The organism is Billgrantia pellis (assembly GCF_008297955.1).
Taxonomy (GTDB): domain Bacteria; phylum Pseudomonadota; class Gammaproteobacteria; order Pseudomonadales; family Halomonadaceae; genus Halomonas; species Halomonas pellis.
Window position 1 is genome coordinate 75,486 of the sequence record NZ_VTPY01000004.1, and the last position, 12,727, is coordinate 88,212.

The following is a 12,727-nucleotide window of genomic DNA, read 5'->3' on the forward strand; positions in this document are numbered from 1 at the left end:
TCATGGATACCGGGACCTTCCGAGGCATCATCACCGGCCTTCTGATCATCGCCTTCCTCGGCATCACCTGGTGGGCCTACTCCCGGCGGCGCAAGCCGGACTTCGACGAGGCGGCCCAACTGCCTTTCGCCGACGATGACGAGCAATCGAACCGAGACAGCAGCGCCTCGCAGCAGCGCTCGCTCCGCGAGCAGGCAAGCGAAGCCGATTCCCGTAAAGACAGGGGAGACGAAAACGCATGAGTAATCTTTGGGATGACTCCCTTTCCGGGTTCTGGAGCGCCTGGATCATCTTGATAACGCTGGGCTCCATCGCCTTCGCTTTCTGGATCCTGTATGCCAATCGCAAGACCGACAAGGTGCCCGATGCCGACGGCAACGTGGAAACCACCGGCCATACCGCCGACGAGATCGAGGAGTATGACAACCCGCTGCCGCGTTGGTGGTTCCAGCTCTATGTCGGTACCGTGGTGTTCTCGCTGGGCTATCTGCTGCTCTATCCGGGCCTGGGCAACTTCGCCGGCCTGCTCGGCTGGAGCCAAGAAGGGCAGTGGGAGGAGGAAGTCGCCAGAGCCGAGGAGCACTTCACGCCGATCTTTGCTCAGTATCAGGAGATCCCCATCCCCGAACTGGCCCAGGACGCCGAAGCCATGCAGGTGGGTGAGCGCATCTTCCTCAACAATTGTGCGGTGTGTCACGGTTCCAACGCGCGCGGCGGCTACGGCTTTCCCAACCTGACCGACGATGACTGGCTCTACGGCGGCGAACCCGAGCACATCGTCACCACCCTGGTGCGCGGTCGCAACGGCCTGATGCCCTCGTGGCAACAGCTCGGCGAGGAGAATATCGAGAACGTCGCCAACCATGTGCTGTCGCTCTCGAACCTGGAGCACGACGCCGAGCGTGCCGAGCAGGGCGCCGCCGTGTTCTCCTCGGTATGCGCCGCATGTCACGGACCCGACGGCACCGGCAACCAGGCATTGGGTGCCCCCAACCTGACCAACAATACCTGGCTCTATCTGGCCCCGGGCCAGAGCGTTCTCGATTCAGTGCGCCAGACCCTGCGCAACGGCCGCAACGGCCATATGCCGGCGCAGGAAGCCTATATCGGCGAGGAGCGTGTCCACCTGGTCGCCGCCTACGTCTACAGCCTGCGCGAGCGCGACTGAAGCCAGCCGCCCAGACGGGGACGTGCGACCCGCGGTCGCACATCCCCGCCTCGCGACGGGCGCCCGATACAATGAAGCCACTTCATTGCCTACCCCTGCGGGCTCCGCGCCCGCCGCGAGTCCGATATGATGGAAAGAATCCCCACCCGGGACGTGAGCCACGACAGCGTGGACCCACAACGGTCGCACGATGCGATCCGTCAGGACATGTATGCCAAGCGGCGCCATATTTATGTGCGCGAGATCAAGGGATTGTTCCAGCGGCTGCGGCGCGGGGCCAACTGGTTCCTGATGCTCGCCTTCTTCGGCCTGCCGTGGCTCACCTGGGGCGACCGTCCGCTAATCTGGTTCGACTTGCCGGGGCGTGAATTCCACCTCTTCGCCGCCACTTTCTACCCTCAGGAATTCATCCTGTTGTCGTGGCTGCTGATCATCTGCGCCTTCGGCCTGTTCTTCATCACCGTCTTCGCCGGCCGCGTTTGGTGCGGCTATACCTGCCCGCAGAGCGTCTGGACCTTCCTGTTCATCTGGGTGGAGCATCGCCTGGAAGGCTCGCGCAACCGCCGCATCAAGCTCGACAAACAACCGCTGACCTTCGACAAGGCCTGGCGCAAGACCGCCAAGCACGCGGTCTGGCTCACCATCGCCCTGGCCACCGGTGTCACCTTCGTCGGCTATTTCACCCCGATCCGCGAGCTGGTGGCCGACCTGCCCACGCTCCAGGCGCATGGTTGGTCCTACTTCTGGGTCGGTTTCTTTCTCGTCTTCACCTATCTCAACGCCGGCTGGCTGCGCGAGCAGGTGTGCATTTACATGTGCCCCTACGCCCGCTTCCAGGGTGTGATGTTCGATCGCAACACATTGATCGTCTCCTACGATGCGCACCGCGGCGACCCCCGCGGTGCGCGCAAGAAAACCCTCACCCACGCACAGGCGCGCGAGGCCGGCCATGGCGACTGCGTCGATTGCGACCTCTGCGTCCAGGTCTGCCCCACCGGCATCGATATCCGTGACGGGCTGCAATACGAATGCATCACCTGCGCTGCCTGCATCGACGCCTGCGACAGCGTGATGGACCGGATGGGTTATCCCCGGGGATTGATTCGCTATACCACGGAGAACGCTCTGGAAGGAAAGCGGTCTCATGTGCTGCGCCCACGCCTGCTCGGTTACCTGGCGGCACTGCTGGTGATGATCGGCCTGTTCGTGTGGGCCCTGGGCGAGCGGATACCGCTCGACTTCGAGGCCGAGCGCGAACGTGGCCAGCTCTACCAGATGACGCGCGAGGGGCGCATCAGCAACGTCTATACCTTGACCGTACGCAATCGCGACGACCGCGACCACGACTACCGTCTCGAGGTCAGCGGCCTGCCCGCACTCGACCTTGATAACGACACGCTGCGCGTCCCGGCCGGCGCCTCGCGCACCTTCGCCATCCAGGTGACCGTGGCACCCGACGCCATCGAACGGCCCAGTCACCCCATTGTGCTTCATCTGCAATCGCGTCAGGACGAAGACATTGCCCTCGACCGCGAGACGCGCTTCATCGGCGAGAATCGGAGATAACGAACATGACGTCCCCTTCCCCCTGGTACAAGCAGTTCTGGCCCTGGTTTCTGATCGGCCTGCTGTTCTCGGCGATCGCCGTCAGCACCACTTTCGCCGTGCTGTCGGTGCGCTCGTTCGACGGCCTGGTCCAGGAGGATTACTACGAACACGGACGCGCCATCAACATGGAGCTCGCCAAGCAGCAGCGCGCCCACGAGCTGGGTCTCGCCGCCGAGCTGCGCATCGATCCGCTGACCAGCGACATCGTCATACAGCTGGACGGAGAAGACCGCCCGGATCGGCTCTACCTGAAAATGATCTTTCCCACGGAGGACGATCGCGACCAGGAGCTCGTTCTCGAGCACGCTCGTGATGGCCTCTACCTAGGCCAGGCACCCGACAATCTCCGCTACCGCTGGTACCTGCAGCTTCATCCCAGCGCCGAACGGCCCGAATGGCGCCTGGTGGGCGAGGTGACGCTTCCCAGCGAGGAGAGCTTCGCCATGACCCCGGGTGTCCCGGTACGCAGTTGACGCAAGCCACCATGACCCAGACCGCCCGCCACATGGCGCCGACCGACACCGGCTGCTACCACTGCGGCAGCCAGGTACCGTCGGGGGCCCCGTGGTCGATCGTGCTCGACGACCGGGCGCATCCGCTCTGCTGTCCGGGCTGCGAGGCGGTGGCCCACGCCATCGTCGACGGCGGGCTCGCCAGCTACTACCGCTATCGTACCGAGCTGCCGGAGCGTCCCGACGAGCGACAGGCGATCAGGGCCGAAACCTGGGCCGTCTTCGACGACCCGGGTCTGCAGCGGCAATTCGTCCATGCCGAGGCCGATACCGGCCGCGTCCATGCCACCCTGGCGGTGGACGGCATCACTTGCGCCGCTTGCGCCTGGCTGATCGAGCATCGTCTCAATGCCCTCGAAGGGGTAGCCTCGAGCGCCGTCAACCTGAGCCACCACCGCGTGCGCGTGGCGTGGGATCCGGCGCGGCTGAAGCTGTCACGGATCCTGGCCGAGATGGCGGCCATCGGCTATGCCGCCCAGCCCTACGAACCGGACGCGGCCCAACAGCGGCTGCATCACGAGGAGCGCATGAACGTGCGCCGGCTGATCGTCGCCGCGGTGGGCATGGCGCAGGTCATGATGTTCTCGATCCCGATTTACGTCGCCGGGCCGGAGGGCATCAGCGCCGATTTCCATGCCCTGTTTCACTGGCTGTCGTTCGCCCTGGCCACGCCGGTGGTGTTCTTCTCGGCCCAGCCCTTCTTTCGCAATGCCATACGCGACCTTCGCGCCCGCGTGCTGGGCATGGACGTGCCGGTGTCGATCGCCATTGCCGGCGCCTACCTGGCAAGCGGCTACGCCGTGCTGACGGACAGCGGCGAGATCTACTTCGATTCGGTGACCATGTTCACCTTCTTCCTGCTGTTCGGCCGTTATGTGGAGTCCCGCGCACGCCGGCGCAGCGGCCATACCGGCAACGCTCTCTCCGGAGCCCTGCCGCTATCGGCGGTACGTCTCACCGACGGCGGCGAGGAGCGCATCCTGCCGGCAAGCGACCTCGCCGCCGGGGATCGCGTGCTGATCCGGCCCGGGCATGGGGTTCCTGCCGACGGCGTCATCGAGGAGGGCGAATCGAGCCTCGACGAATCGATGCTCACCGGCGAGTACCTGCCGGTTACCCGACGCGTCGGCGATCACGTCACCGGCGGCAGCCAGAACATCGAAAGCCCTTTGGTAGTGCGCGTCACGCATGCTGGCAAGGAGGCTCGCGTCGCCGGCATCGTCGATCTCACCGACCGCGCCTTCGCCAGCCGACCGCGCCTGGCACAGCTGGCGGCACGCATGTCGCATCTGTTCGTGCTGCGGCTGCTGGCGGTCACCGCCGTGGTGGCCGCCGCCTGGTGGTTCATCGATCCTTCGCGGGTGCTGTGGGTGACGCTCTCGGTCCTGGTGGTCACCTGTCCCTGCGCCTTGGCTCTGGCCACCCCCACCGCATTGACCGCGGGCCATGGGCAGCTACGCCGGCGTGGCGTGCTGATCACCCGAGCGGACGCCATCGAGTCGCTGTCACAGGTGGATCGGGTGATCTTCGACAAGACCGGCACCCTGACCTGTGGCGAGATGCAACTGGTCGAGACTCGCACGCTCGAGGGGTTGTCGGCCGATAGGGCACGAGTGATCGCCGCCGCGCTCGAAGCCCACTCCGAGCATCCCATCGCTCGCGCCTTCCTCCCCTGGCGTCAGGCCACGGTGGAAGCCGGCGAGCGGATAAGTTACACCGGTCAAGGCGTCGAAGGCAGCCTCGACGGGCAACGCTGGCGCCTGGGGCGGCCGGAGTTCGCCACCGATGGTCCGGCGCCCGAGCCGCCCGGCACCGGGCAGTGGCTGCTGCTCGCCGAAGCCGGCGAACCGCGCGCCTGGTTCGCCCTGCGCGATCGCGTTCGCGAGGACGCTGCCGACACGGTAGCCGCCCTCAAGGCGAGCGGCATACAAGTGGAGCTTCTCTCGGGGGACAATACCGATGCCGTCCACGCACTGGCCGAACAGCTCGGCATCGGCGAGTGGCGATCCGGCGCCAGCCCCGAGGGCAAGCTCGAACGCATCCGCGAATGTCAGGCTGCAGGAGAAAAGGTCGCAATGGTCGGCGACGGCATCAATGACGTGCCGGTGCTCGCCGGTGCCGACGTTTCGATCGCGATGAACGGCGCCACCGACCTGGCCCGGACCAGTGCCGATGCGGTGTTGCTGAGCCCGCGCCTGATGCGTATCGTCGAGTCCATTGCCATCGCACGCGCCACCCGGCGCATCATGCGCCAGAACATGATCTGGTCGGTGTGCTACAACTTCGCAGCGCTGCCGCTGGCAGCTGCGGGCATTGTGCCCCCTTGGGTCGCGGCGCTGGGCATGTCGGGCAGCTCTCTGGTCGTGGTCGGCAATGCCCTGCGTCTCAACCGCTTCCGGCTGGCATCCCCGCATTCCGCCGCATCCGCTCGCCTGGTGAACGCATGACCATTCTCTACCTGCTCATCCCCCTGTCGCTGATCCTGCTCGGCCTGGCGGTATGGGCGTTCTTCTGGGCAGTGAAGAACGACCAGTTCGAGGATCTCGAAGGGCCCGCGCACCGCATTCTCTTCGACGAGGACGTAAACGACCTCCCTCTCGAGGAGCGGGCACGACGACAGCGGGCCGCCCGTGAGCGCGAACGCCGCGACGACACTTCCGACGACTCCGACACCGTGTCAGGACGCTGATGGATCCCACCGGACTCGGTCTGCCGCCGCTGCTGGCGGCCTTCGTCTTCGGCCTGCTGGGCGGCGCCCACTGCATCGGCATGTGCGGCGGCATCATGAGCGCCCTCACCTTTGCCGTCCCTCCCAGCATGCGCAGTCCCGCTCGCCTGTCGGGGCTGCTGCTGGGCTACAACCTGGGGCGCATCGCGAGCTACATGACCGCCGGCGCCCTGGTGGCCTCGCTCGGCACCGTGATCGCCCTGTCGCCAGCGGCACGCCTGGGGCTGCAGTTGTTTGCCGCGGTGATGCTGATTCTGATGGCGTTCTACATTGCCAACTGGTGGAAAGGCCTGTTGCGGGTGGAAGCCGTGGGAAGACGCCTGTGGCGTCATCTGGAACCCATCGGTAAGCGCCTGATGCCGGTAGTCAAGGTGCCGCAGGCTATCGGTCTGGGGGCAGTCTGGGGCTGGCTGCCGTGCGGGCTGGTCTACTCGATGCTCGCCTGGGGCTTGGCCACCGCCGATCCGCTGCGCGGTGCCCTACTGATGGGCGCCTTCGGCCTCGGCACGCTACCGGCGCTGCTCGTGACCGGTTTCGCCGCTCGCCAGTTGGGCACGCTGATCCGTCATCGTGCCACCCGCACCCTCGCTGCCGTGTCGATCATCGCCTTTGCCCTCTGGCAGCTCGCCGTCCTGCTGCCGCACGGCACATCCGGCCATTGAAAGGCAGAGCGTTCCTGTCGGACGTTGTCACTTCGTTTGACGCAGCTCAACCCGCTCGGGAGTCGGTATCGCTAGCATTGAGTCACCTGCCAATGCCGGAGTGCTCGCATGTCCCTCCCCGCGATGCCTTTGCATCGAGCGATGGCCGACCCCTTCGTCTGGGACGAGGCGCTACTGCGGCGCTATGACACCAGCGGGCCACGCTATACTTCTTACCCGACGGTGTTCTCCTTCCGCGACGATTTCGGCGAGACCGACTATCAGGCCGCCCTGGCGCGCAGCAATGTCGATGGTCGGCCGCTGTCGCTCTATGTGCACATTCCGTTCTGTCGAAACGCCTGCTTCTACTGCGCCTGCAACAAGATCGCGACCAAGGCCACCCGCGTGGCGGAACCCTACCTCTCGCGCCTCGACCGCGAAATGGTGCTGATCAAGCCTCACCTCGACACCCGCCGCGACGTCGCACAGCTCCATTGGGGAGGCGGTACGCCGTCATTCCTCAGCCTCGATCAGATGAGCGACCTGATCGATAGGCTCGACGCGCGTTTCGGTCTTTCCAACGCACGCGACCGCGATTATGCCATCGAGATCGACCCCCGCGAGGCCGACGTGCTCACCTTGCGCCACCTCCAGGCGCTGGGCTTCAACCGCTTGAGCCTTGGCGTGCAGGATCTCGATCCACGCGTGCAGCGTGCCGTCAACCGGGTGCAGCCGCGCATTCTGACCGAGGCACTACTCGACGAAGCCGACCGTCTGGGCTTTCGTTCACTCAACCTGGATCTGATCTACGGCCTGCCGCTGCAGACCCGCGACAGCTTTGCCGCCACCCTGGAGCAGATCATCGCCATGGCGCCGGCCAGAATCTCCGTCTATAACTACGCTCACGTGCCGGAGCGCTTCGCCGCGCAGCGGAACATTCCTCGCGAGGATCTGCCCGGCCCCGAGGAGAAGCTGGCGATATTACGCACCACGATCGCCATGCTCACGACGGCCGGCTATGTGCACATCGGCATGGATCACTTCGCGCGCGCCACCGATAGCCTGGCGCTGGCTCAGCGCGAAGGCATCCTGCAGCGCAACTTTCAGGGCTACTCCAGCCATGCCCAGTGCGATCTGATCGGCCTCGGTGTGTCGGCGATCTCCTGCATCGACGACGTCTATGCTCAGAACCCCACCCGCCTGGAGGATTACGAGACGGCACTGGACGCCGGCCGGCTTCCTACCGCGAGAGGCATACGTCTGACCTTCGACGATCGCTTACGACGCCATGTCATCGAACGGCTGATGTGCGACATGGCACTGGACCTGGCGGCGCTGAGCGAGACCTTCGATATCGATGCCCCTCGCTATCTCGCCGATGCACTGGCATGCCTGGAAGCACCGGAGCGTGACGGTTTGCTGACGCGCGAGGGACAGCGCCTGGTCGCCACACCGCTTGGCCGGTTGCTTGTCCGCCACCTGGCCATGGCGTTCGACAAATACCTGCCCCGACACCCGGACGCCCGTTACTCTCGCATCGTCTAATATGCCGAACACACCCGGCGCGTCGCGCCCAGCGGCGTGGTAAATGGTCGCAGTGGGCATGTTCCCTCATCGGATATTGCTCCATAATGCTTCCATGCCAAACGATAGAAGGGGATAGACCATGCCGGTCAACGCAGCCAATGCAGTCGACAAGCGGCGTTCGCTGCTGCACGAAACGCGTTGCCAGAACTGCAGTCTGAGTTCGCTGTGCCTCCCCCTGGCTCTGGAACTCGAGGACATGGAACAGTTCGACGCCATCATTCGCCGGCGCGCACCGCTGAAGAAGGGCGAAGCCCTGTTTCGCCAAGGCAGTGCCTTCAACAGCGTCTTCGCGGTACGCTCCGGCAGCCTCAAGCAGATCACCACCGAAGGCTCGGGCGACGACCAGGTCACCAATTTCTACCTGCCCAGCGAACTCGTCGGCCTCGACGGCATCGACGAGAAGACCTACCCCGGTAGCGTGATCGCCCTGGAAACCACCACGGTCTGCGAGATTCCCTTCGATCGTCTCGATGCGCTCTCCGAGCAGTTGCCCGAACTTCGCGGTCAGCTCTATCGCAGCATGAGCAAGGAGCTGCGCGACGACCGCCGCATGATGCGCCTGCTCTCACGCAAGACCGCGGATCAGCGCCTGGCCAGCTTCTTTACCAGCCTGTCGGATCGCTTCCGGCGGCGCGGCTATTCGCCTTACAGCTTCCGCCTCTCCATGTCACGAGCCGATATCGGCAACTATCTGGGCCTGGCGGTGGAAACGGTCAGCCGTATCCTCGGTCGTTTTCAGCAGCAGGAACTGGTGGAGGTCTCGGGCCGCGAAGTGCATATCCTCAATCTGGAGGCGCTGGCAACCCAGGCCCAGGACGAGCCCTGACCCCGGCCGCCCTTCACGGCACCAGAGCAGCGGTCCTTACACAGCGAAACGCCCCGCGCGGCATGAGCGGACGGGGCGTTTCGTTGCTGATCGCCTAGACGTCGGGCGTCAGGTTCAGGGCATCGATACGACTGGCGAGCCGCTTCTCCCGCTTGGCTTCGAGCCCCTCGAAGTCGAACAGTTCACGGTCGGCAAGCTGAGAGGGCGCCACATTGGTGACCGCCCTGAACATGCTTTCGAGTCTTCCGGGATGCTTGCGCTCCCATTCGGCAAGCATCTCCTTGACTACTTGACGCTGCAGGTTGGGTTGGGAACCGCAAAGATTGCAAGGAATGATGGGGAATGCCATCAACCGTGCATATTCGGCGATGTCCGCCTCTCGGCAGTAGGCCAACGGACGGATAACGATGTTCTTGCCATCGTCGGAGAGCAGCTTGGGCGGCATGGCTTTCAGGCTACCGCCGTAGAACATGTTGAGAAACAGCGTCTCGAGGATGTCTTCGCGATGATGCCCAAGGGCTATCTTGGTGGCGCCGATCTCCTCGGCGAAGCCATAAAGTGAGCCGCGCCTCAGCCGCGAGCACAACGCACAGGTCGTCTTGCCCTCCGGTGTCTTCTCCTTCACCACCGAATAAGTGTCGCGCTCGAGGATGTGGTAATCGACCCCGATGGATTCGAGATAGTCGGGCAACACGTGCTCGGGAAACCCAGGCTGCTTCTGGTCAAGGTTGACCGCCACCAGCGAGAAACTCACCGGGGCATTGCGCTGTAGATTGCGCAGGATCTCAAGCAGCGTATAGCTGTCCTTGCCTCCCGACAGGCAGACCATGACCCGGTCGTCCTCGTGGATCATGCCGTAGTCGATGATGGCATGGCCCACCTGACGCCGCAGGCGTTTCTGCAGCTTGTTGAATTCGCGTCTCGCCTTGGCGTCCAGCGCGTCTCCCGGCACAACGGCCTGCTGTGCCTCGGAGCGAGTATCGGGAACGGAACCGGCGGTCGCCAGCGGGTCGAACATCATGGCGTCTTGCATGGTAATGGGTTGCCACGGCTTGGATGGATGACGCGGCCATCCTACCACCGCCTCCGCCGGGTGGCGATGTCGATGCGGCGAATTGCCCGCTCAGGCCTTGTGCCGGACCGGCACCGCCCCCCGCTCCAGCCGCAGATACATCAGCGCCGTGGTCACTGCGTCGCCCAACGCCGTGTGGCGTCCCATGATCGGCACGTCGAGCGCCTCGGCAACGGCATCGAAGCGCAGCGAGCGCGGCTCGGGCTCCATCATGCTGCGGCGCCGTTGGCGGTGATAGAGCTGAGCCACGTCGATCCCGCTGTTGGGCAGGTCGAAACCGAAGCGTGGACGGATCTGGCGGTTGAGGATGCTCAATCCGAAATCGAGTCGCCAACCCAACAGCGGTCGGTTGCCGACGAAATCGAGCAGCTTCGCCAAGGCCTCGTCGAGACACTCCCCATCATCGAGGTCGATGCCGCGCAGACCATGCACGCGAATGGAGTCGCCGGTCAGGGTGGCCGGTCGCTTGAGACGCAGGCTCAACGATTCGCTGGTCAGTACGCGATCGCCGCGAACCTTGACCGCGCCGATCGATACGGGCTCCGCCGTACGCGCGTCGAGTCTGGTCGTCTCGCAGTCGATGGACACCAGCTCATCACCGGTATAGGGATGAAAGAGCCAGCCATATTCGCCATTGGCATGGCGACGCCGGTCATGGGCCCGGCGCAGGGCGCGAAACATACCGTACCTCCTGTCTCGTTCTTGATCCGCCGCACCGCCTCAGGAGTATTCGAGGTGATAGCGCTGCGACAGACTCTGCTTGAAATCCTTGACGATATGCAGCGCTTCACGCAGCAGGTCGCGCTCGAGCGACGACAGCTGCTGCACCACCACGCGATCGGCCCCCTTGCCGGAAGCCTGCCCGAGACGCTCGAGTTGCTGTTTCAGGCGCAGCTCGGTGAACAGCGACAGCGCTTCGGCCAGGTCTTCGGCGACGCGCTCCTCCAGGCGCCCGTCGGCGGCCAGCATCTCCAGCCGCTCCAGGGTCGAGGTCGGCTGGATGCGTCGTTCGAGCGCCATGGTGCGCACGCCATGCACGATGGGGAAGATGCCTCCCTTCTTGATGTCGATGCCGTGCTGCGGCTTCTTCAGCGAGCCGAACAGCGTCAGCGGCGTGGAAAAACGCAGCGCCGTGCGGGCGAAATAGGAAAGCAGGATCTCGTCACGGGAGCATTGCTCGAACAGCGCTTCGCGAACCCGCTCGAGAAGCGCGGGATTGCCTGCCACCGCATGCGAATCGAGCATGATGGCCAGCTTCATCAGGCTGTCCCCGTCGCGGGCCTGGGCCCAGCGGGCAATGCGCTCGCGCCACTGCGAAACGGTACCCACCCATTCGGGATTGGAAACCATGATATTGCCCGGACAAGGCGGGTAACCCAGTTCGATCAGCGTCTCGGTCAAGTGCCGCATCTGCTCACCGACATCGGGCCACTCAAGCTCGTCAGCCAGTACCAGACCGTTGTCCTGGTCGGTCTTGAGGATCTGTTCGCCGCGCCCCTCGCTGCCCATCACCATCAGGCAACTGTCACGTTGGTAGCGCTCGTCGATGAGAAATCCCCAGGCCTTGGACATGATGCGCCCGTTGAGCGCCGCCAGAAGCCCCATGGCGAAGCGCAGCTTGACGCCTTGGGCCATCAGCGCCTTCACCAGTTCGGGAGTTCGATGGCTGGCGCGGAACAGGGCATCGAGGCTATCGGCCTGCTCCACCTGCAGGCTGACGACATAGCTGCGGCTGGAGAAGTAGCTAAGCACATCGGTCAACTCGACCACGCCAATGGGCGTCTCCTGCTCGAGGACCACGACCCGCTCCACCTTGCAGCGGGTCATCGCAACCAACACCTCGAACAGGTACTGGTCGGGCCGCACGGTCACCAGCTCGAAGTGGGCAATGCTCCGCAGCGGGCTGTCCCGGTCGTGTCCCTCCAGTACCAGTGCATTGAGCAGATCGGTCTTGGTGACCATGCCGGCGCCCCGCTCGCCTTCGACCAGCAGGCTGTCGGCGTGACTCTCATGCAGCCTGGCCACGGCTTCGGCGATGGTGGTGTGCGATCCCATGTACAGCGGAGGGCGCATGCACTCGCTGACTCTCGCCAACATGAAACCGGCCATGGTCACGCCGCCCTCGGCACGCTGCTCGGTCAGTAGCCGCGCCTTGTGCGCCAGGGTCTGGCGAAAAAACTCGGCGAAGGCCGGATAGTCGTCACAGAGTTGCAGGAACAGCGCCTTGGGCAGCAGATAGCAGAGGCTCTCCTGCTCGGCGCGAAAGCGGTAGCGGCTCTTGCCGTTGAGAATACTGATGGCGCCGAACAGATCCCCGGCGGTGTAGTGTCCGATTCGCTCCCGGGCGCCCGGCTGGGTGGTATCCAGCTCGGCCACTTCGCCCTTGTGGATCAGAAAGACATACTCGCCGGGCTGGCCGGTTTCGAGAATGACCTCATCGCGTTCGAAGTAGGCCAGATCGACGCCATGACGAATCCGTTCACGCCCCGCCTCGTCGAGCAGGGAGAAAGGCGGTTGTGAAAGATCGACCTCGACCATGCTGTTGCCCTCGTTGAACGGCCGTTATGAGCCGCTTGATCGTCGGT

At 64.5% G+C, this 12,727-nt stretch carries 12 protein-coding genes; 9 read left to right on the plus strand and 3 right to left on the minus strand.

Going from position 1 to position 12,727, the window contains the following annotated elements:
* Nucleotides 1–2: 2 nt before the first annotated feature.
* The 9 genes from F0A17_RS10570 to fnr all read left to right on the plus strand — a co-directional run bounded on the left by F0A17_RS10570 (nt 3) and on the right by fnr (nt 9,070).
* Nucleotides 3–242, plus strand: coding sequence for a cbb3-type cytochrome oxidase subunit 3 (locus F0A17_RS10570; protein ID WP_149328318.1), 240 nt, complete (start codon nt 3–5; stop codon nt 240–242).
* Nucleotides 239–1,168 (plus strand): cytochrome-c oxidase, cbb3-type subunit III, encoded by a 930-nt coding sequence (gene ccoP, locus F0A17_RS10575; protein WP_149328319.1) that lies wholly within the window; start codon nt 239–241, stop codon nt 1,166–1,168. Before F0A17_RS10570 ends, ccoP begins: the two co-directional genes overlap by 4 nt.
* 129 nt (nt 1,169–1,297) lie before the next feature.
* A complete protein-coding gene (ccoG, locus tag F0A17_RS10580; protein ID WP_149328784.1) occupies nt 1,298–2,734 on the plus strand; it encodes a cytochrome c oxidase accessory protein CcoG in 1,437 nt (478 codons plus the stop codon).
* A gap of 5 nt (nt 2,735–2,739) precedes the next feature.
* Entirely contained in the window at nt 2,740–3,249 is a 510-nt protein-coding gene (locus tag F0A17_RS10585) for a FixH family protein (RefSeq protein ID WP_149328320.1), read from the plus strand.
* An 11-nt stretch (nt 3,250–3,260) separates the two neighbouring features.
* Nucleotides 3,261–5,735, plus strand: a complete 2,475-nt coding sequence (locus F0A17_RS10590) for a heavy metal translocating P-type ATPase (RefSeq protein WP_149328321.1) — start codon at nt 3,261–3,263, stop codon at nt 5,733–5,735.
* Nucleotides 5,732–5,977: a cbb3-type cytochrome oxidase assembly protein CcoS gene (gene ccoS, locus F0A17_RS10595; protein WP_149328322.1), complete on the plus strand. Its 246-nt coding sequence runs from the start codon at nt 5,732–5,734 to the stop codon at nt 5,975–5,977. Before F0A17_RS10590 ends, ccoS begins: the two co-directional genes overlap by 4 nt.
* A complete protein-coding gene (locus F0A17_RS10600) occupies nt 5,977–6,678 on the plus strand; it encodes a sulfite exporter TauE/SafE family protein (protein ID WP_149328323.1) in 702 nt (233 codons plus the stop codon). The genes ccoS and F0A17_RS10600 overlap by 1 nt, the downstream gene beginning before the upstream one ends.
* A gap of 108 nt (nt 6,679–6,786) precedes the next feature.
* Complete coding sequence (gene hemN, locus F0A17_RS10605) at nt 6,787–8,202, plus strand: oxygen-independent coproporphyrinogen III oxidase (RefSeq protein ID WP_228716875.1); 1,416 nt, start codon at nt 6,787–6,789, stop codon at nt 8,200–8,202.
* Nucleotides 8,203–8,323: 121 nt separating this feature from the next.
* The gene (gene fnr, locus F0A17_RS10610; RefSeq protein WP_149328324.1) at nt 8,324–9,070 is read left to right on the plus strand and encodes a fumarate/nitrate reduction transcriptional regulator Fnr; all 747 of its coding nucleotides are present in this window, start codon (nt 8,324–8,326) and stop codon (nt 9,068–9,070) included.
* Nucleotides 9,071–9,164: 94 nt separating this feature from the next.
* Here the strand turns inward: fnr and ttcA are convergent, their stop codons facing one another.
* From ttcA to F0A17_RS10625, 3 genes are all read right to left on the minus strand, one after another.
* On the minus strand, nt 9,165–10,103 hold the full coding sequence (ttcA, locus tag F0A17_RS10615) for a tRNA 2-thiocytidine(32) synthetase TtcA (protein ID WP_149328325.1): 939 nt from the start codon (nt 10,101–10,103) through the stop codon (nt 9,165–9,167).
* 90 nt (nt 10,104–10,193) lie between these two features.
* Nucleotides 10,194–10,823, minus strand: coding sequence for a 3'-5' exonuclease (locus F0A17_RS10620; RefSeq protein ID WP_149328326.1), 630 nt, complete (start codon nt 10,821–10,823; stop codon nt 10,194–10,196).
* 39 nt (nt 10,824–10,862) lie between these two features.
* A complete protein-coding gene (locus tag F0A17_RS10625; RefSeq protein ID WP_149328327.1) occupies nt 10,863–12,680 on the minus strand; it encodes a putative nucleotidyltransferase substrate binding domain-containing protein in 1,818 nt (605 codons plus the stop codon).
* Nucleotides 12,681–12,727 lie beyond the last annotated feature (47 nt).